At 73.8% G+C, this 18974-nt stretch carries 16 protein-coding genes; 7 read left to right on the forward strand and 9 right to left on the reverse strand.

Annotated features, from left to right (window positions below):
* Window positions 1-159: 159 nt before the first annotated feature.
* Window positions 160-3951: an AAA domain-containing protein gene (locus ACFQRF_RS17135; protein ID WP_379872112.1), complete on the forward strand. Its 3792-nt coding sequence runs from the start codon at window positions 160-162 to the stop codon at window positions 3949-3951.
* 78 nt (window positions 3952-4029) lie between these two features.
* Here the strand turns inward: ACFQRF_RS17135 and ACFQRF_RS17140 are convergent, their stop codons facing one another.
* The 5 genes from ACFQRF_RS17140 to ACFQRF_RS17160 form a co-directional block, all read right to left on the reverse strand.
* Entirely contained in the window at window positions 4030-4299 is a 270-nt protein-coding gene (locus ACFQRF_RS17140; RefSeq protein WP_379872113.1) for an HPr family phosphocarrier protein, read from the reverse strand.
* A 65-nt stretch (window positions 4300-4364) separates the two neighbouring features.
* Window positions 4365-5882, reverse strand: coding sequence for a PTS fructose transporter subunit IIC (locus tag ACFQRF_RS17145; protein ID WP_379872114.1), 1518 nt, complete (start codon window positions 5880-5882; stop codon window positions 4365-4367).
* Window positions 5879-6337, reverse strand: coding sequence for a PTS sugar transporter subunit IIA (locus tag ACFQRF_RS17150; protein WP_379872115.1), 459 nt, complete (start codon window positions 6335-6337; stop codon window positions 5879-5881). Before ACFQRF_RS17150 ends, ACFQRF_RS17145 begins: the two co-directional genes overlap by 4 nt.
* A 165-nt stretch (window positions 6338-6502) precedes the next feature.
* Entirely contained in the window at window positions 6503-7450 is a 948-nt protein-coding gene (gene pfkB / locus ACFQRF_RS17155; RefSeq protein ID WP_379872116.1) for a 1-phosphofructokinase, read from the reverse strand.
* Entirely contained in the window at window positions 7447-8226 is a 780-nt protein-coding gene (locus ACFQRF_RS17160) for a DeoR/GlpR family DNA-binding transcription regulator (protein WP_379872117.1), read from the reverse strand. Before ACFQRF_RS17160 ends, pfkB begins: the two co-directional genes overlap by 4 nt.
* 307 nt (window positions 8227-8533) lie before the next feature.
* Here ACFQRF_RS17160 and ACFQRF_RS17165 point away from each other — a divergent pair, with 307 nt between their 5' ends.
* Both ACFQRF_RS17165 and ACFQRF_RS17170 read left to right on the forward strand, forming a co-directional pair.
* Entirely contained in the window at window positions 8534-9415 is an 882-nt protein-coding gene (locus tag ACFQRF_RS17165; RefSeq protein WP_379872118.1) for an Fpg/Nei family DNA glycosylase, read from the forward strand.
* Between the two features lie 177 nt (window positions 9416-9592).
* Window positions 9593-10264, forward strand: coding sequence for a YceI family protein (locus tag ACFQRF_RS17170; RefSeq protein WP_379872119.1), 672 nt, complete (start codon window positions 9593-9595; stop codon window positions 10262-10264).
* 46 nt (window positions 10265-10310) lie between these two features.
* On the opposite strand, the gene ACFQRF_RS17175 is transcribed toward ACFQRF_RS17170, so the two are convergent.
* Window positions 10311-10838, reverse strand: coding sequence for a phospholipase (locus ACFQRF_RS17175; protein WP_379872120.1), 528 nt, complete (start codon window positions 10836-10838; stop codon window positions 10311-10313).
* 385 nt (window positions 10839-11223) lie between these two features.
* Between ACFQRF_RS17175 and ACFQRF_RS17180 the strand changes: the two genes are divergently transcribed.
* Window positions 11224-12171, forward strand: a complete 948-nt coding sequence (locus ACFQRF_RS17180) for a D-2-hydroxyacid dehydrogenase family protein (protein ID WP_379872383.1) — start codon at window positions 11224-11226, stop codon at window positions 12169-12171.
* A 254-nt stretch (window positions 12172-12425) separates the two neighbouring features.
* On the opposite strand, the gene ACFQRF_RS17185 is transcribed toward ACFQRF_RS17180, so the two are convergent.
* Window positions 12426-13016 carry a hypothetical protein gene (locus ACFQRF_RS17185; protein ID WP_379872121.1) on the reverse strand — a complete coding sequence of 197 codons (591 nt, stop codon included), beginning with the start codon at window positions 13014-13016 and terminating at the stop codon, window positions 12426-12428.
* A gap of 296 nt (window positions 13017-13312) precedes the next feature.
* Between ACFQRF_RS17185 and ACFQRF_RS17190 the strand changes: the two genes are divergently transcribed.
* From ACFQRF_RS17190 to ACFQRF_RS17200, 3 genes are all read left to right on the forward strand, one after another.
* Complete coding sequence (locus ACFQRF_RS17190; protein ID WP_379872122.1) at window positions 13313-14140, forward strand: ABC transporter ATP-binding protein; 828 nt, start codon at window positions 13313-13315, stop codon at window positions 14138-14140.
* Between the two features lie 124 nt (window positions 14141-14264).
* Window positions 14265-15032: an ABC transporter permease gene (locus ACFQRF_RS17195; RefSeq protein ID WP_379872123.1), complete on the forward strand. Its 768-nt coding sequence runs from the start codon at window positions 14265-14267 to the stop codon at window positions 15030-15032.
* Window positions 15029-16036, forward strand: coding sequence for an ABC transporter substrate-binding protein (locus ACFQRF_RS17200; protein ID WP_379872124.1), 1008 nt, complete (start codon window positions 15029-15031; stop codon window positions 16034-16036). The genes ACFQRF_RS17195 and ACFQRF_RS17200 overlap by 4 nt, the downstream gene beginning before the upstream one ends.
* Window positions 16037-16112: 76 nt before the next feature.
* Here the strand turns inward: ACFQRF_RS17200 and ACFQRF_RS17205 are convergent, their stop codons facing one another.
* Window positions 16113-16739: a hypothetical protein gene (locus ACFQRF_RS17205; protein WP_379872125.1), complete on the reverse strand. Its 627-nt coding sequence runs from the start codon at window positions 16737-16739 to the stop codon at window positions 16113-16115.
* A 131-nt stretch (window positions 16740-16870) separates the two neighbouring features.
* Complete coding sequence (locus ACFQRF_RS17210) at window positions 16871-18808, reverse strand: hypothetical protein (RefSeq protein WP_379872126.1); 1938 nt, start codon at window positions 18806-18808, stop codon at window positions 16871-16873.
* Between the last annotated feature and the right edge of the window lie 166 nt (window positions 18809-18974).

Consider the following 18974-nt stretch of genomic DNA (forward strand, 5'->3'; position numbering starts at 1 on the left):
GATGTGCCGCCATGAGCTGGCGTAACAATGACATGATCGCTGTGCGTGACGACATCGTCACCGTGTGATCGCCAGTCCGGACAGCCGGGAACAACAGAGGTGCGACGTGCCGGTAGCTCCAGCAGGGGTCTCCAGGAACGGCGATGCGGAGCCGTTGACATGAGGATCGGTCGCCGCCGGGCGCTGCTGATCGCCGCCACGTCCCACACCGATCCGGTCCTCGCCGACCTGCCGGTGGCACGCGCCGGCGCCCGGACGCTGGACGCGGTACTGCGGGCGCACGGCCGGTTCGACGAGACGACGCTCCTGCTCGCCCCGGACCGGGCCCGCGCGCTGGCGGCGGCGCGGTCCTTCCTGGCCGACACCCGGCCCGACGACCTTCTGCTGCTCTACTTCGCGGGATACGGACTCCTCACCGGCGACGGCCGGCTCTTCCTCGCCGCCCGTGACACGGCGGCCTGCCGTCCGCGGCGCACCGCCATCCCGGTCGGCCTGCTGGGCGACCTGCTGCGAGCCGCCCCCGCCCGCGCCGCGGCGGTTCTGCTGGACTGCTGGCACCGGGTGGCCGGCGACTCCTCGGCGGGCGGCGCCCGGCCGGGCCTTCCCGAGGTGGAACTGCGCCGCGAACTCGCCGGTGCCGGCGTGGTCGTCTCGGCGGCGGACCGCGACGTCGCCGCCCCGGATCCGGCCGGACGCTCGATTCCCGGACGCCCGGGCGCGCTCGGGCACGCCGACTGCGGCGTCCTCACCCTCGCGGCGGCCGCGGCGCTGGCCGGGGCGGCGGAGGACCGTGACGGCGACGGCTGGGTGGACGTGCGCGACCTCGTGGACCACCTGCGGGCGGACCTGGGCCCGATCACCCGGCGCGGACGACCGGTGGTGCTGCCGTTCGGCGACGACGGCGGCGCGGTCCGGCTGGTCCGCGGGCGCGGCGCGGGCGGTCCCGAACGCGCGGGTTCCGGCGCGCTCGTCGGCCATCTCGGGCCCGCGCGCGGTCCCAGTTCGCTGCCCGAGCAGCCCCAGGACGACCCGGCCCTGCCCCTGGACGACGCGCGCTGGCGGGCGCTGCTCGGCTACCACGCGGCCTGCACCCGCCGCGCGGCGGTCATCCGGTCGTTCGCCGACCTCGACCGCGCGGGCGGGCACGTCTGCTGGCCGGCGGGTCCCGAACCGCTGTTCAGCGGCGCCGACCCCCGCCCGGCGCTGGGCTCGGCCGCCGCCGGCCTCATCGAGGCGGCGCGAGAGCGCGGCGACACCGTGCGCTACGGATACCCGACGGTGCTGCTCGACCCGGCCGCCCTGCCCGCCGCCCCCGACGGCGACCGGCCCGGCACCGGCCTGCTGGCGGCCCCGCTGTTCGTCGTGGACGTCACCGCCGAGTCCGGCATCACCGGGCCGCGGCTGCGGGCGCTCTCGGCCCCCGCCGTCAATCCGGCGGTGCTCCGCGCGCTCGGTCACTCCGGCCGCGCCGACATGCTCGAACTACGCGACTGGCTGGTGGACGGGCAGGAGCCGGACGGCCCCGCGATCGCCGACCTCGCGGGCAAGGCGCGCCGGCTGCTCTCCGATCTCGGCGTCGAACCGCTCGACGACATCGATCCCGCCCGCCTGCACGGCGGGCTCGCCCGGCAGCCGCCCCGGGCGGGCGCGCGCAACGTCGCGCTGCTGTTCCGTGCGGTGCCACCCGCCGGCATCACCTCCGGGATCCTCGCCGACCTCGCCAGCGACGAGGCGAACGCCCTGCAGGTGCGGCAGGTCCCCGGCACCGCGCTGGGCGCTCTCGCCGAGCCCCGCCCGGCCGGCTCCGACCCCGGCCCGCCCGTCGTGACCGGCCGGCTCGGCGAGGCGCAGCACGACGCGCTGCGCTCGGCGATGACCGAACGCCTCACCGTCGTCGCCGGCCCGCCCGGTACCGGGGCGGGCACTCTGGCCGCGGCCGCCGTGCAGACCGCCATCGTCGCCGGGCAGAGCGTGCTCATCGCCGCCCCGGACACCGCCACCCTCGACGCGGCCGTGCGGTGCGCCGAGGCCGGGACACGCCCGCTCGTGGTGCGCACCGGCGGCAGCCGGCACCGAGCCGCCGAGCCGCGGGCGCTCGCCGAACTCCTCGAACGTGGCGACGACTCCGGTGACCCGGCGGCGCGGCATGCCAGCCTGCGCGAGGACTGGGCGAGCCTGCGGACGGCACGGTGGACCCTCGACGCGGTCGCCGCGCAGGAGCACGAGCTCGCCCTCCTGGCGCTGACCCGGGCGCGGCTGGCGTCCGCCGGATGGGACCCGCGGGCGCTCTTCGACGGCGGCCGCCGGCCACCCGGGGAGTGGGCGCGCCGGATCGACGGCGCGTTCCGCCGCGGGGCCGTAGGCGCGCTGCGGCGGAGGGCGATCCGCCGCGGCCTGGGCGTGCCCACCGACTCCGCGAGCCTGGCGTGGCTCTGCCGGTCGGCCCGCGCCGAGCACGACTGGCGGGTCGCGCTGGACCGGTGGCAGCGCAGCGCCGTCCCCGCCGACCCCGCCGCGAACCTGGAGGCCGCGTCCGGCTGCCACCGGGTGTCCAGCCGGGACTGCCTGGCCGCCGCGGTGGCCCACAGGGCCGCGGACGGCCGGGGAGCCGTCCTCGACCGGTTGCGCGACCTCAACCGGCAGGGGGCGGGAAACCGGGCCGGGTTCCCGCCGCTGCTGACGGCCGTCCCCGCGTGGGCCACCACCGCCTCCGACGCCCGCGCGCTCCCCGCGCAGGCCGCGCTGTTCGACCTGCTCGTACTGATCGACGCCGGGAACTGCCCGGTCGCCGAGGCACTGCCGCTCCTCTACCGGGCGGAGCGGGCACTGGTGATCGGCGACCCGCGGCGGGCGGCGTCGCCCACCGGCCCCGAACCGGAGGAGGAGCTTCGCCACCGCACGGCCGCCCGCCTGGGCGAGCGCTGGCTCACCGAGCGGGCGCTGCGCGGCATCGGCGACTCCGCCTACCACGCCTGCGCCGCGGCCCTGGCCGCGACCGGACGGCCGGTGCTGTGGCTGGACGAGCCCGAGGGCCGGCCCCCGCGTCTCGCCGCGCTGGCCGACCGGCACTTCTACGGCGGGCGGTCCGGTACCGACCGGGCCCACCCCGGCCGGGCACCGGCCCCGGATGCCCGCACCGTGGAGTGGCGCAACGTCCTCGGCGGCTGCGCGAGCACCACCGGCCGGTCCTACGTCAACCCGGAGGAGGCCAACGCGGTCGCGGCGGTGGTGCGCGACCTCGACGCCACGCTGCCGGACGGCGCCACGGTCGGCGTGCTCGCGCCGTACCGGTCACAGCGTGCGCTGCTGCGCCGGCTCATCCGGCGCCGCGGCCATGGCCGGGAGGTCCGGGTCGGCTCGGTCGAGACGTTCCGCTCGGGGGAGCACGACGTGGTGGTGCTGTCGCCGACGGTCTGTGCCGGCGCGCCGCCCGACCTGGTGCGCCGGGCGGCACCTCGCGCCGACCCCTGGCACGCCGCCCTGACCCGGGCCACGCGGCGGGTGATCGTGGTGGGGGACGCGGCGTTCTGGTCGGCCTGCGGCGGTCTGCCGGCCGAGCTGGGAGCCCTGGGTCTCCCCGCTGGAGCCGGTCCCGGACGCGAGGTGGTGGCCGGCGCCCGCACCCGGCCTCCGGCCGGGCTTGCGCCCGCCCGGCCGGCGCACGATCCCGCCCGGCAGGCACTCCTTGCGGCGCTCCGCAGCATGTCGGACGAGGTGACCGAGGACGTCGCGGTCGACGGGCACCACGCCGATCTGCGCGTACGTACCCCGCACGGGTCCACGCTCGTCCTGGTGGACCGCTCCGGCTCCGGCCGGGAACTGCGCAGGCTGCTCGACCGCCGCGCCCTGCTCGGCCGGATCTCCGGTGAGCCGGTGGTCCGGGCGCCGGCGTGGCGTTGCCTGCACGACCCGGACGTCATGGCCAAGGAGATCCTGGCCGCGGGCACGTGATTCGGTCGACGGCCGCCCGTACGCCGCGGGGGCGGTGCCCGGCACGTGGCCGTCGCACCGCCCCCGGTCTGCGGCGGATCAGGCCGCGTCGAGGTCGGTCTCCAGCAGGGTGGCCAGCTCGTCCAGCTTCGCCTGGGCGTTTTCGCCCTCGGCGGTCAGGACCACCTTGTCGCCGTTCACGGCGCCAAGGCTCATCACGGTGAGCAGGCTGCGGGCGTCCACCGGGTTGCCGCCCTCCTTGGCGATCGTCACCGGAAGACCGGTCGCGGTCGCGGCCTGCACGAACAGGGCTGCCGGGCGGGCGTGCAGGCCGACCGAGGAGCCGATGGTGGCGATGCGCTGGGGCATGGGGGTTCTCCTTCGTTCTCTGGACGAGCGGGGTGCTCGGTGACGCGGTCACTGGGTGGAGCGGGTCACACCCCGGCAGGGGCGGCGGACTCGCTCCGGGCGTCGGCGGACGCGGTCGCGGCGCGGCGGCCGAGACTCTTGAGGAGGCACACGCCGAGGGCGGTCACGGCGGTGCCGATGAGCAGGGCGAGCAGGAACAGCAGCGGGTCGCCGATCAACGGGGTCACCCAGATCCCGCCGTGCGGTGCGCGCAGCGTGGCGCCGAACACGGCGACGAGGGCGCCCGTCACGCCGGAGCCGGCCACCAGCGCCGGGATGACCCGCAGCGGGTCGGCCGCCGCGAACGGGATGGCGCCCTCGGTGATGAACGAGGCGCCGAGCAGCCATGCCGCCTTGCCGTTCTGGATCTCGCCCGGCGTGAACAGCCGCGGGCGCACGAGCGTGGCGAGGGCGAGACCCAGCGGCGGTGTCATGCCGGCGGCCATCGCGGCGGCCATGATCGTGAACTCCACGGCGCCGGAGTCGGCGGACGCGCCGACGGCCGCCAACCCGGCGGTGGCGAACGTGTAGGCGACCTTGTTGACCGGGCCGCCCATGTCGACCGCCATCATGAGGCCGACGAGCGCGCCCAGCAGGACCAGACTGCTGCCCGACAGGGAGCCGAGCCAGCCGTTCAGCGCCTCCATCAGGGCCCGCAGCGGCCGGCCGAGGACCACGAACATGGCCAGGCCGGTGCCGAAGGAGGCGACCAGCGGGGTGACGACCACCGGCATGACGCCGCGGACCGCGGCCGGCACCGGCAGCCGGGTCAGGCCGAGGGCGAGGAATCCGGCCAGGAACCCGGCGACCAGCCCGCCGAGGAAGCCCGCGCCGACCGTCACCGAGACCGCCCCGCCGAGGAATCCGGGCACCAGGCCGGGCCGGTCGGCGATGGCGAAGGCGATGAATCCGGCCAGCACCGGCACCAGGAAGGCGAAGACCGCCGAGCCGGTGAGGTACAGCAGCGCGCCCCAGGCGTGCGCCGAGGTGACGTCGAACCCGTTGACGATCTCGTCCGGCTGCGCGGTGTTGATCTGGTATCCGCCGACCATGAAGCCGAGCGCGATGAGGATGCCACCGGCCGCCACGAACGGGATCATGTACGACACACCGGTCATCAGCCATTGGCGGACCCTCGTGGCCGCGCCGCCGTGCGCCGTGACCTTGGTGACCGGCGCCGGGGCGCCGCCATCCGGGACGGCCCCGGTTCCGGCGTCCGTGGCCGATGGGACGGCCGCGTTCTCCGCCGCCTCCGCAGCGGCGGCGAGCACCGCGGCGGCGTCGTTGATCGGCGCCTTGACCCCGACGTCCACGAACGGCTTGCCGGCGAACCTGTCCCGGTCGCGCACCTCCAGGTCGGCCGCGTAGATGACGGCGTCGGCCGCGGCGATGACCTCGGGATCCAGCGGGGCCGACCCGGCCGCGCCCTGCGTCTCCACGTGCATCTCGTGGCCTGCGGCGCGCGCCGCCTGCTCCAGGGCCTCGGCCGCCATGTAGGTGTGCGCGATGCCGGTCGGGCACGAGGTGATCGCCACGAACCTCATGACACGACCACCTCGCGCGTGACGGTGGCGGCGATCTCCGCGGCGCCGGGGGCGGTGAGCAGTGCGGAACGGAACTCGGTGTGCACGAGTCTGCGGGCGAGAGCGGCCAGGATGCGCATGTGGTCGGCATCGCCTCCGGCCGGGGCGGCGATGAGGAAGACGAGCGTCGCGGTGCCGTCCGGGCCCGCGAAGTCCACGCCGTCGGGGCAGCGGCCGACCGCCAGGCTGGGGACGGTGACGTGCGCGGACCGGGCGTGCGGCAGGCCGACCCGGCCGGGCAGGCCGGTGGCCATCTGGCTCTCGCGGGCGCGCACGTCGGCGAGGAAGCCGTCCAGATCGGTGACCCGGCCGGCCCGGTGCAGCAGGGTGGCGAGTTGACGGGTGGCGTCCTCGCGGTCGGTCGCGGTGAGGGTGGGCAGGACGAGGTCGGCGGTGATCAGGTGCGGGTCGCGCATGTCAGTGCTCCCTTCGGGACGCTCTCGGCGGGGCGGCGCACGCCGTGGAGGGCACCGCCGGCGGGGCGGGGCCACGTGCGCGGGTGGGGATCGCTCTCGCACCGCCGGGCCACCGCGGCGGGCGCCCGGTCGGCGGCGGGGTGGCGGGGCGGTGCGGGCATGCGATCACATTTCCTTGACGACGAGCGCCGGATCGGGGTCGGGGACCACCTCGACGGCGGCGGCCGCCACGTCGCCGGGGCCGGGGACGATGGTGCCGGGCAGCGCGACGGCGGCCGTGCCCCAGGCGACGGCGCGGCGCAGGCGCTCGGCCGGCTCGGACTCGGCGTACAGGTAGCCGGCGAGCGTGCAGTCGCCCGCGCCCACGGTGCTGCGCGGCGTCACCCGCGGGGCGCCGGCCCACCAGCTGCGTTCGCGGTCGACCAGCAGGGCGCCGTGCCCGCCCAGGGTGACGAGTACGGTCTCGTTCCCCCACGAGAGCACCTCGCGGGCGCCGCCGACGACGTCGCCGACGGTGGGCAGCTCCCGGCCGAGCAGCTCCGCGAGCTCCTCGTGGTTGGGCTTGAGCAGTGCGAACGATCCGGCGAGCGCGGCCACCTCCAGGGGCGCGCCGGAGGTGTCGAGCGCGACCGGCACGCCGAGCGCGGCGGCGCGTGACGCGATCCGCACGTACAGGTCGGTGGGCGCGCCGCCGGGCAGGCTGCCGCTCGCGACCAGCCAGGACGGGCGGCAGGCGAGGGCGGCGTCGGTGGCGGCGATCAGGGCGTCGACCTCGGCCTCGGTGAGGCTGGGGCCGGCGAGGTTGAGCTTGGTGGTGGTCCCGTCGGTCTCGGCGATGGTCAGATTGGACCGGGTGGTGGCGGCCACCGGGACGGTGACCGCGTTGACGTCGTGCTCGCGCAGCAGGGTGATGAGCTGGTCACCGTCGGCGCCGCCCGTGGGCAGGACGGCGGTGGTGGCGGCGCCGTGGTTGCGCAGTGCCCGGGAGACGTTGACGCCCTTCCCGCCCGCCTGGGAGTGGGAGCCGTGGGCACGCAGCACCTCGCCCCGCACGAGGGCGGAGATCTCCAGGGTGCGGTCGATGCTGGGGTTCGGGGTGACGGTGACGATCATGCCAGCTCAATCCGGGTTCCGGCCGCGGTGATCGCCTCGGCCATCTGGGGGTCAAGGTCGGTGTCGGAGACGACGCGGTCGACGGCGTCCAGTGTGGTGACGGCCGCGGGTTCCTCGCCGCCGAATTTGCTGTGGTCGGCGAGCACGACCGCGCGCCGTGCCGCGCGGAGGAGGGAGCGCTGCACGTCCGCGCGGTCGGGGTCGGTGGCGGTCACGCCGTCCGGTGTGATGCCGTCGGCCTCCAGGAACGCGACGTCCGCCCACAGGTCGTCGAGTCCGCTGATGGTCCACGGCCCCGTGGCGGCGGGGGAGCGGCCGAGTACCCGGCCGCCGAGGACGTGCAGGTGGATGCCGGGGCGGTCGGCGACCAGCGCGGCGACGTGCAGGGACGCGGTGATGACGGTCAGATCGCGGTCGCGGGGCAGCAGGGCGGCCAGCCGTGGAGTGATGGACCCCGCGTCCAGCAGGATCGCCCCGGAGTCGGGGATCGTGGCCAGGGCGGTGCGCGCGACGCGTTCCTCCACGGTGGAGGTGGCTGCGTCCCCTTCGTCTGCGAGGGGGCCGAAGGGCGGGGGCCACGCGGGGTCCACCGGCATGGCGCCGCCGTGCACCCGGCGTAGCATGCCGTGGCGCTCCAGCGCCGCGAGATCCCGGCGAATGGTCTCCGGAGCCACCTCCAGAGCCTGGGCCAGGCGTCGCACGTTGATGCGGCCCCGTTCCCGTGCCCGCGTCAGGATCTCCTGGTGTCGCTCGGGCGCGTACAACTCCGCGTTCACCTCCGTCCGCTGTCCGGTTGACTGGTGATTGAAGTCCGTATGTATCTGAATACGTTTGTTTGTGTGATATGTCAACACAACGGGGGAAGATAACGGCTTTTCACGTCGGCGAACGGCTCTCGCGCAGCCCCGCGATCCGGTGATACCCGGCTCGCCGCGGCCGCCCTGGCCGGAGTCGGCCGGAACGTCCGCCATCCCGATCGTGCCCGCCCGCAGGCGCCCCCACCAGCCGCCGCCCGCCGATAGAGTGCGGTGCGGCCGGGTGCGGCGAGCCGCCGTCAGGCCGACGATCGCGGGGAGGGAACGAGTGCCCGAGGGCCACACGCTGCACCGGCTGGCCGCGTACTTCGCGGAGAACTACGGCGGCCGGCGGGTGCGGGTCTCCAGCCCCCAGGGACGTTTCGCGGACGGCGCCCGCCTGCTGGACCGCCGCCGGCTCGTCGAGAGCGAGGCGCACGGCAAGCAGTTGTTCCTCGGGTTCGACTCCGGCTCCTGGCTGCGGGTCCACCTGGGGCTGTACGGCGCGTGGACGTTCGGCAACGCCGCGGGCGAGCGCAGCCTCGGCGCGCCGCGGGTGAAGGGCGGCGGCGAGCGTGTCCTGGATCGGGACGACGAGGGCTTCGTCGTCCCACCGGCGCCGGCCGGCACGGTGCGCGCCCGATTCGTCAGCTCCGCCGGGTGGGCCGACCTGCGCGGCCCGTCCGCCTGTGTGGTGCTGAGCGCGGGGGAGAAGGACGCCGCCCAGGCCGCCCTCGGCGCCGACCCGCTGCGGGCCGACGCCGACCCCGATCTGCCGTGGCAGGTGATCCGGCGGTCCCGGACCTCGATCGCCGCGCTGCTGATGCGCCAGGACGTCATCGCCGGGATCGGCAACATCTACCGGGCCGAGTCGCTGTTCCGTGCCGGGATCGATCCCTACCGCCCGGGCCGGGACCTCAGCCGGGAAGAATGGGACCTGCTGTGGGCGGACCTGGTGGCGCTGCTGCGGGACGGCGTCCGCGACGGCCGCATCATCACCACCCGTCCCGCGGACCGCGCCGACCCCGGCCCCGGGCCGGTGCCGCGCTCGGACGCGTTCTACGTCAGCTACCGGACCGGCGAACCGTGCCGGGTGTGCCAGGCCGAGGTGCGGTCCGCGCGGCTGGCCGGCCGGACGCTGTACTGGTGCCCCAAATGCCAGGCCGCCTGAGGCCGGGCGCGGCCGGTGCAGCCACGTTCCGGTTGCGGAACCCTATCTCTTCCGTGAAGCTCCGTCGGGCTTTCCCCGGTCGGTGACCGCTCCGCCCCACGGGCCGGTTTAGCGTGATCTCCGGACGACGACCGAGCCCGGCGCGAAGCCGGAGACGCCGACCAGGGGAGCAGGCGAATGGACAGCGGTGGCGGAGAGTCCGGGCGGCTGTACGTCGTCCGGGACGGCGATCCGCGGGCGAGGACCGTGCGCATCCCGAGAGCGGACACCTGGTACGTGGATCCCGTGCACTCGACGATCGGATTCGCCGCCGGCATGCAGGATCTGGTGCGCATCCGCGGCCGGTTCGGCAAGGTGTCCGGTGTGGTGTGGATCGGAGAGAACCCCGAGCGCAGTACCGCGAGCGTGACCGTGGAGACCGCCAGTGTCGACACCGGGATCGAGCGGCGGGACAACCACCTGCGATCCCCGGACTTCCTCGACACGGCGCGCTTCCCGACCATGACGTGGCAGGGCCACCGGGCCGAGCCGACGGAGGACCCCGAAGTGTGGGTGTTCCACGGCGACCTCACCCTGCGGGGCGTCACCCGGCCGGTGCCGCTGGTGGGGCGGTTCCTGGGCGAGCAGCCGTACCCCTTCGGGGACGCCGCGCTGGCCAGCTTCACCGGCTCGGGACGGCTGGACCGGTTCGAGTTCGGCATCGAGAGCTTCCCGCCGCTGCCCGGGATGAAGCTCTTCGTGGGGCGGCACATCGAGATCGAGCTCGACGTCGCCCTCATCAACACCGACATCCGGTTCTTCACCGAGCGCTTCCTGGCCGGCAAGCGCTCCGTCATCGACCAGCGCTGAGCGGCCGGCCCCGCGGCCGGGGACCGGCCCGGCCGCGGGGCGGGTGTCACTCGGCCGCGCGCGCGACGTAGAGCTCGGCCTTCTCCACGGCGTTGGCCTGGGCGAGGGCCTCGGCCGTGCTGGTGCTGGAGGCGCCGAACTGCCGGACGGCCTGGTAGTAGATGTTCGCGACACCGCGGCAGACCGAGCTGCTTCCGCAGACCGAGTACATGTCGTCGCGGAAGTTGTTGTCGATCCGCAGGCGGTTGTCCTCGGTGAACCGCGACTGGAGCTTGTAGTTGCGGTACCCGAAGTCGTGCCGGTTGCAGCTGCTGGTGAAGTCGTAGCCGATCGGCGCGTCGGGCGACCAGCTGCACGCGTCGGAACTCCAGTCGAGCTGGTCGGCGTAGGGCTGCTGAGCGCGGATCGAGACGAACTCCGGCAGCGAGCGGTTGTACAGGTAGTCGTCGGTCACGGCCTGGAGCTGGGCGGGGGGCAGCGCGGCGTGCGCGACGCCGGAGCTCAGCAGCGAGAACAGGCCGGCCAGCAGCACCGCGAAGAGCGAGCGGGTGAGGCGTCGAGCGGGGGGACGCATCCGGGGGATCCCTTCGTGCCAACGGAATGTGACTCCTGAGTAATACGCCAAACGCGCAGCGTACGGAAGAGGGATGCCGTCGAACGCTGTACAGCCGAGAACGGTCACCGCGGCGAACCACCGGTGACGCCGGCACCCCGCGGGCCGGTCGGCGGACCGGGGCGAGCGGGCCGCGACCTGGTACACCGGTCCGTTCGGCCCCGGAACGGAGCCGCCCGCTCCGGTAGCAGGTCGGCGGGCGGAAGGTAAGCGTCTTATGGCGACGCGGACACATGGCGCCGGAGTCCGTGACCTCGCCGCCCCGGCTCGCCCGCACAGGCGCCGTCACCGTGCCGGCCGGCCGCTGGAGCGGCGCCGCCGCGCCTCGTAGGATGCCGGGGTGACGATGCGGATCGCGGTACTCGACGACTACCAGGACATCGCCCGCCGCTACGGTGACTGGGACCGCCTGCCGCCCGGGGCCGGACCGACCGTCTTCACCGACCACCTCGCCGACCCCGAGGCCGTGGTGGCGCGGCTGGCCCCGTTCACGGTGGTGTGCGCGATGCGGGAGCGCACGCCGTTCCCGCGCGCCGTGCTGGAGCGGCTGCCCGAACTCCGGCTGCTGGTGACCACCGGCATGGCGAACGCCTCGATCGACATGGCGGCCGCCCGTGAGCTGGGGATCACGGTCAGCGGCACCGGATCGGCCCCCGCCGCCACCGCCGAACTGACCTGGGCGCTCATCCTCGCCCTGCTGCGCCGGGTGCCGGCCGAGGACCGTGCCGTCCGCGAGGGCGGCTGGCAGCACACGGTGGGCGGCGACCTCGCGGGCCGCACGCTCGGGGTGATCGGCCTGGGCCGCCTCGGCACCCGGGTGGCGCGGGTGGGCACGGCGTTCGGGATGGACGTGCTCGCCTGGAGCAGCAACCTCACCGCCGAACGCGCCGAGCAGGCGGGTGCGCGGCTGGTGCCCAAGGACGAACTGCTCCGCACCTGCGACGTGGTGACCCTGCACCTCAAACTGAGCGACCGCACCCGCGGGCTGATCGGGCGGCGGGAGCTGGATCTGATCGGGCCGGACAGCTACCTGGTCAACACCTCGCGCGGCCCGATCGTGGACGAGGCGGCGCTGCTGGACGCCCTCGTGACCGGCCGGATCGGGGGAGCCGCCCTGGACGTCTACTCGACAGAGCCACTGCCGCCGGACCACCCGCTGCGCACCGCGCCCAACACGGTGCTGACCCCGCACATCGGCTACGGCACGCACGACACCTACCGGGTCTTCTACCGCGAGACGGTGGAGGACATCGTGGCCTTCCTGGACGGCGCGCCGGTGCGGGTCCTCAACTGACCCGCCGGCGGCGGGCTCCCACGGTGACCGTCCGCAGGAGCCCGCCGGGCCGGCGTTGACCGGCCACGACGTGGCGCGCCGGAGCGCCGACCCGCCTGCGCCTTGCTCCCGGCGCCGCGCCCGTGCCGGCGCGCGGACCGGTATCGACGGCGCCCTGTGGACCGCCGCCGGCAAGGTCGCCTCGTGCCCGGACGGGGCGGGATTCCCGGCCACTTCCTCCGGGTCCGCGCGGCCGTCCGCCGCTGAACGCCCGCTCACGGCAGCACCACGATGCCCTGGGCGATGCCGACGGGGGTCAGATCGTCGGGGACGTCGGACTCGACGACCACCGCGGCGGGCCCCGCGCCGGGCGCCAGCTCCGCGTCGGCGGGTTCGAAGGCCACCCGGCCGGAGGCGACCCGGGCGCGGCGGCCGTCGAGCAGGAACGGCCGGCCGGCTTCGAAGCCGCCGTGCTCGGCCACGGCGTTCTCCAAGGTCGGCGGTACCGCGCCGCCCTCGTACACGGTGATGCGGACCCGGGCGCCGTCGGCGAAGTCGTAGTGGCGCCACACGCCCGACATGCGCCCGGTGTCGAACAGCGCCTCGCTGCGCACCCGGGGAACCAGACCCTCGCGGACCATCTGGACGCAGTAGGCGCGTGCCCGGCCGCGGACGGCCCCGCCGTCGCACTCGACGCCGACGCCGACGGCGCCGGACGGCGGGCCGCCGGTGCGGCCGGGAGCGGCTCGGGCGGGCTCGGCGGAGCCGCCCGCGACGAGGAGGACGAGCAGGACCGTCGGCAGGACGCACAGCGCGGCGCGGGCGGGTGCGGACGAACGGCGGGGTTGACGGGGCACGGTGGGCATGGCGCCTCCTAGCTCGGCGGAGTGCCCGGCGCCGGATCCGGTCCGGTGCGGGGCTCGGTGCTGGCGGCCGTTCGACGGCGATGGCCGGTACGGAGATGCTCGGGCCTGAGGTGCTGTAGCCGATCCAACTCCTCCAGTCTCGATTCACGGTGGAAGCACGGAAAACCGGGATTCCGGGGTTGTGGAAAACCCGCGCCGGGGAGGTGATCGTTAGTCTACTTATTTGGTATGTTTGGCGGGTTAAGAGGGGAAAGCGGGCATGGTGCCACATGCGACACCGGAAAGGAGGTGGGACGGTGTCCCAGACGGCCGGCGCGACCGACTCCGCCACGACACCCGGGGGTTCCGGTGAGCCGCTGCTCACCGTGGACAGAGTGGCCATCGGCTACCACCAGCCACAGGGGTACGTCCCCGCCGTGGGGGAGGCCACCTTCGAGGTCCGGCAGGGCGAGAAGGTCATCCTGCTGGGGCCGTCCGGCTGCGGCAAGTCCACCCTGCTCAAGGCGGTCGCCGGCTTCCTGCGCCCGGATTCCGGCCGCGTCGTCTTCGACGGCCGCGCCGATCTGGAGCCCGGGCCGGACCGCGCCGTGGTCTTCCAGGAACTCGACCAGCTCTTCCCGTGGCGGACCGTCATCGGCAACGTCGCCTACGCGCTGCGCGCCACCGGCACGCCGCGCGCCGAGGCACGGCGGCAGGCCGGGGAACAGCTGACGCTCATGGGCCTGGACCACGCCCTCGACCGCTACCCGCACCAGCTCTCCGGCGGGATGAAACAGCGGGTGGCCATCGCCCGCGCCTTCGCCCTCGCCCCCCGGATGCTGCTGATGGACGAGCCGTTCGGCGCACTGGACGCGCAGACCCGCGGCCGTCTCCAGCACGAACTCGCCGAACTCGCCCGCCGCACCAGGGCGAGCCTGCTGTTCGTCACCCACAGCATCGACGAGGCGATCCTGCTCGGCGACCGGGTGATCGTTCTCGGTGGACGGCCGTCCCGCGTCCGCGACGACGTCGACGTCGCCGGGCTGGAACAGCCCGACGAGGAGCGGTTCGTCCAGGCCCGGCGGCACCTGCGCGGGCTGCTGGCGTCGGAGGAGGAGGAAGCCGCCCATGGCGTCTTCGACTAGCCCGCCCCGCGCGGGGCGAGAGCGGCCACGGAACCGGGGGTCCGGGAAGGCGCCCCGCGCCGGCGGCGGTGCCGCCCGCCCTCCGCGCCGCGCCGGTGCGGGACCCTGGTCCCGGCTGCCCGCCGTGCTGCGGCGCACGCTGTTGTTCGCGGCCCTCGTGGGGCTGTGGCAGCTCTACGTGGCCGTCGCCGACGTCAGCCCGCTGGTGTTCTCCTCCCCGTGGGACGTGGCCGTCGCGCTCGTCGAGGGATGGGGCAGCGGCGCACTGGTGGGGCCGACGCTGACCACGCTGCGCATCCTCGGCTTCGGCATGGTCATCGGCATGGCGCTCGCCCTCGCCCTCACCGCGCTCGCGGTGGCGACGCGCGTGGGCGAGGACGTCCTCTCGCTGCTCACCGCCATGATCAACCCCCTGCCCTCGGTCGCCGTGCTGCCGCTCGCCATGCTGTGGTTCGGCCTCAACGAGACCGCGCTGGTCTTCGTGGTCGCCAACGCGGTGCTCTGGCCGATGGCGGTGAACCTCGGCACCGGGTTCCGCACCGTTCCGCAGACGACGCTGATGGTCGGACGCTCCCTCGGGCTGCGCGGCTGGCGGCTGATCCGCGACGTGCACCTGCCCTCCGCCCTGCCCCATACGGTCGCCGGGGTCAAGACCGGCTGGGCGTTCGGCTGGCGGACCATCATCGCCGCCGAACTCGTCTTCGGGGTCGCGGGCGCCCAGGGCGGCCTCGGATTCTTCATCAACAACGCCCGGTTCTACCTCGACATCCCGGACGTTTTCGCGGGGCTCGTCACGATCGCCGTCATCGGCATCGCCCTCGACCTCGTGTTCTCGGTCCTCGAACGGCAGACCGTCGTTCGCTGGGGAATGAAGCAAGGAGCAGTGACATGAGCCGTGGTCCCGGACGCCGTGCCGTTCTGCGCGGCGGTGTGGGGGTGCTGCTCGGCGCCGCCGTCGTCGGGCCGCTCTCGGCGTGCGGCGGGCCGGGCGCGGCCTCCGGTGACGACCGGAGGGTCGCCATCGCGTCGGGCTACGGCCTCAGCTACGCGCCGCTCACCATCATCCAGGCGCAGGGCTGGCTGGAGGAGGATCTGCCGGACCGCACGGTCGAGTGGCGGATTCTGAGCGGCGGCTCGGCCAGCCGCGACGGGCTGCTCGGCGGCAGCCTGGAACTGGGCACCAGCGGCCAGGCCCCCTTCGTCCAGGCGTGGGCGAGCGGGGTGCCGTGGCGGGTCGTCACGGCGCTCAACAACATGCCGCTGTGGATGGTCGCGCTCGACGAGCGGATCCAGAGCCTGGACGACATCACCGACTCCGACCGCATCTCCACCCCGCAGCCCGGCTCCATCCAGGCCATGGCGCTCGCCAAGGCGGCGCAGGACCGGTACGGCGACCCGGACCGGTTCACCGGGAACCTGGTGGCGATGCCGCACCCGGACGCGCTCCAGGCGCTGCTCAGCGGGCAGATCGCGGCGGCCGTCACCGCGCCGCCGTCGCAGTACCAGGCCGTCGAGCAGGGGGCGCGGATCCTCGTCGACAGCTACGAGGCGTTCGGCGGGCCGCACGGCTTCAACGTCGTCACGGCGCTGGAGGAGTACGCCGAGGCCAACCCGGACGTCATCGAGGCCCTGTACGCCAACGTGGCACGCGCCAACGAACTCATCACCGGCGACCCGAGCCGGGCGGCCGGCATCCTCGCCGAGGCGGAGGACGGCGACATCACGGCCGAGCAGTACGAGGACTACCTCACTCGTGAGGGGACCGAGTTCACCACGACCCCGCAGGGGCTGGAACGCCTGAGCGCCTTCATGAACGAGATCGGTGAGATCGACCGGACACCCGGCGGCTGGACGGACCTCGTCTTCGACACGGTGGCCGGCGAAGAGGGGAACTGACGCCGTCCCGGCGGTGCGGCGTCGCCCAGTAGGGGGGCGGCGGAACAGTAGGGGCGGCGGAAGGCGGCCGGCGCGATCAGCCGTCGGACTCGTCCTTCGACGCCCCCGGGGACCCGGACGCGGCCGCCCCCGCCCGCGACGTGGTCCCGGCCTTGCGCCGCCCCTTACGAGCCGGCGCCGACGCGTCCCCGCCATCGGCGGCGTCCGCCTCCACCGGAACGGCCTGACCGCCCGCCGCGCCACCCGCGCCCGACCGGATGCCGAGCACCTCGTTCTCCACGTCCAGCATCCGGCGCAACGGGTCGGGCAGCGCCGGCACCCGCTCCCCCCGGAAGTGCGCACCCAGCACCTCCAGCACGTGATCGCACAACGCCCGCCGCGCCTGCTCCGAACGCACCCCGCTCAGCTCCTCCATCTCCGGCAGGTGGTGCTCCCGCAGCAGCCGCAGCACATCCCGCACCCGCTCGCGCACCACCCGGTCCGTGATCCCCACGGCCACGACCTCGGCCTCAGTCAACGTCTCGACCGCCGCCCCACGAGCATCCCGCGCCGCGATGAACAACCCGGTCAACTGCCGAGCCGACTCCCGAGCCACCTCCCGATCCCGCCCGCGCGCGGCCTGCCGCCCCAGCGACCAGGTGACGGCGGCACTGGTCACGAGACTGACGGCGCCTCCGGTCAGGACTAGCAGAAACTCGTTCACAGGGGGCCTCCTCGTGGCCGTCGGCATGCGGTCCGGCACGGGACCGTGGTCCGAGAGCATTCGCGGCGAGGCGGTATATGTCAACCAGAGGAGGGCGAACCAAGCCGAAACACCGTCGCCGGTGAGCCGGGTTAGGACTGGGTGTTGTCCGGATGCCGCCCCAGGTATCCCACGTAGATGAGACCAGTGCTGGAGGTGTCGTCGTAGTAGTAGAGCCGAGGACTGACGGCGTTACCGGCGCCGATCTTGAAATGCGCCCCCATGAAGACTTTGCCGGCGGGATGGACGTCCCTCGGCACTGGAAGGATGCGTTGCTGTTGCCATTTCGTGTTGGTCTGGACGGTCCGGCTCTCCGTAGCGGCATGCCGGTTAGCGGAGTAGGATCGCCAGCCCGCGGGCGTCTGCTTCAGGTACGCGTGCACGCCTTCGCAGGAGTTGCCTTCGGCGCGGTACCTGGCATAGTCGTCGAGCGCCAGCAGGGCTTCCCACGCCTTTCCCGCCCAGGCGCCCGCGCGGTCGCGTGACATCAGGTCAAGCGTCACTTCGGGGTCACCGGTAAAACGGAGATACTGCAGATCCTCCTTTTCCAGGCGCAGCACCAGCTCGTGGAAGGAGTCGGGAGCACTCATTCGCTCGTCCGCCGGAACCTGAGACCAGGCGATGTGCGGCGCGTTGAGTTCGGTGAGCTGCTTCTGCAGCCAGCGCACCTGATCGTGCGCTTCGTGGAGTTGCTCCTCGGACCCCCTGTGCTCCTGCTGCGCGTCATCGAGTTCGCGCTGGAGCCGCTCCTGTTCGTACTGGAGCTCGTAGATCTGCAGCTGCATGTTCTCCAATTGGTCGCGAAGCTTCGCCTCACGCCGTTCCGCGGTACTGGCCGACCGGACCACCTTCCGCAGCTCATGAAGCGCCTCGCGAGTGACATCCTCCGTGCCGACGGCGTCGGCGAGGAGGTCACGCAGTGCGGTGAGGTAGTCCGGCTCCGAGGCGGCCGCCGGATCGGGTTCCCGGTGGGCAGTGCCGGGCCGGACGAGCGGCACCTCGCGGACGGGCTTCTCCTCGGGAACGACCGCTGGCGGGCGCGGGGCTGGTGTGGGAGCGGGCGGCGTTGCGGCCTTGCTCCGTTTCCGGTCGCCGGATTCGACCGAGGCGAGGAGGGTGTCGGTTTCGATGCGGTTGAGAATCTGGTCGGCACGCCGCACGTCACGAGGGAGCGCCCGCTCCATGGCATGGGCCCGGACCGCGTGCCCCAGCGTCCACTGAAGACGCCGTGTCACTCGCCCTCGGACGTATCCGGCGTCAATGGCGGCGGGAGAGAGGACACGGTGCCGCGTGCCGTCGAGCGGATCGCTCAGATCGACGCCGGGCAGATAGGTCCGCAGACCGGCCTGGGGTACCGCGTGCTCTCCCGGCAGCGCCGCGTTCAGCGCGTCGAAGGCCGCTTCGTCCAGCACGTAGCCGGCGTGCAAGCCCACCGACTCGCGGAGCACCTTGGCAACGGTGTCCCGCCACAGCTCGACCGACAGGCCCGGAAACGCCCCGGCGACGACAACGCCGATCTGCCGTGCGTCATCGGTGATGACCTCCAGCAGGTTCTCGACCTCCAGCGGGTCGGTTCCGCGCACGATCCGGGGGAGCGCCGCGATCTCCGCCCGGCCGTCGCGCACGACCGTCGTCTCCAGGATCTGCCGCGCGAGCCGGGGGACGGACGCCGTCATCCGCGCGGAGTTGCCCGTGGTGTTCTTGAGCCGGTCGGAGCGGACATCGATCCAGATGAGATCACCGCCGGCTGACTTTCGCGATCCCGCTACGGCTGTCAGGGTTGTCGTCCACCGCAGCCCGTTGTTCGTGCTGGTGGAGCGGAGCCGCAAGAGTCGCCGGCCGTCCTCGGCGGAGTGCTCCAGGATGGTGAGACTGGCATCAGGCCCGATCAGAAAGTGCCCGGGCCCCTCCCAGTCGTGCGTTGTGGCCCAGGACTGGCCCTGTAGCCAGGTACGGAACTCCTGAGTGGCGAGTTGAATTGCGTCCGTGGTGGCGTCGACCTCGAAGATGCCACGATATCCCAACGGCATTGGGGATCACTCCGTGGAAATGGGGATGTACAGCCATGTAACCAGCAATGGCGTGATTCCGTAACGCATTCGCGCAGGATCGTGATACCTGGAAGAAGGTCCGTCTGCCAGAGAGCAGCGAACGTGGCAGACGCGAAAGGCGGGAATCCGCGAGGTGCGGAGGTCA

The organism is Marinactinospora rubrisoli, assembly GCF_042664915.1.
Lineage (GTDB): Bacteria > Actinomycetota > Actinomycetes > Streptosporangiales > Streptosporangiaceae > Marinitenerispora > Marinitenerispora rubrisoli.

Coding starts and splice junctions, on each gene's coding strand:
- ACFQRF_RS17135 (WP_379872112.1), top strand. CDS start 160: ATGAGGATCGGTCGCCGCCGGGCGCTGCTGATCGCCGCCACGTCCCAC.
- ACFQRF_RS17145 (WP_379872114.1), bottom strand. CDS start 5,882: ATGAGGTTCGTGGCGATCACCTCGTGCCCGACCGGCATCGCGCACACC.
- ACFQRF_RS17200 (WP_379872124.1), top strand. CDS start 15,029: ATGAGCCGTGGTCCCGGACGCCGTGCCGTTCTGCGCGGCGGTGTGGGG.
- ACFQRF_RS17150 (WP_379872115.1), bottom strand. CDS start 6,337: ATGCGCGACCCGCACCTGATCACCGCCGACCTCGTCCTGCCCACCCTC.
- ACFQRF_RS17185 (WP_379872121.1), bottom strand. CDS start 13,016: ATGCCCACCGTGCCCCGTCAACCCCGCCGTTCGTCCGCACCCGCCCGC.
- ACFQRF_RS17140 (WP_379872113.1), bottom strand. CDS start 4,299: ATGCCCCAGCGCATCGCCACCATCGGCTCCTCGGTCGGCCTGCACGCC.
- ACFQRF_RS17180 (WP_379872383.1), top strand. CDS start 11,224: ATGCGGATCGCGGTACTCGACGACTACCAGGACATCGCCCGCCGCTAC.
- pfkB (WP_379872116.1), bottom strand. CDS start 7,450: ATGATCGTCACCGTCACCCCGAACCCCAGCATCGACCGCACCCTGGAG.
- ACFQRF_RS17170 (WP_379872119.1), top strand. CDS start 9,593: ATGGACAGCGGTGGCGGAGAGTCCGGGCGGCTGTACGTCGTCCGGGAC.
- ACFQRF_RS17210 (WP_379872126.1), bottom strand. CDS start 18,808: ATGCCGTTGGGATATCGTGGCATCTTCGAGGTCGACGCCACCACGGAC.
- ACFQRF_RS17175 (WP_379872120.1), bottom strand. CDS start 10,838: ATGCGTCCCCCCGCTCGACGCCTCACCCGCTCGCTCTTCGCGGTGCTG.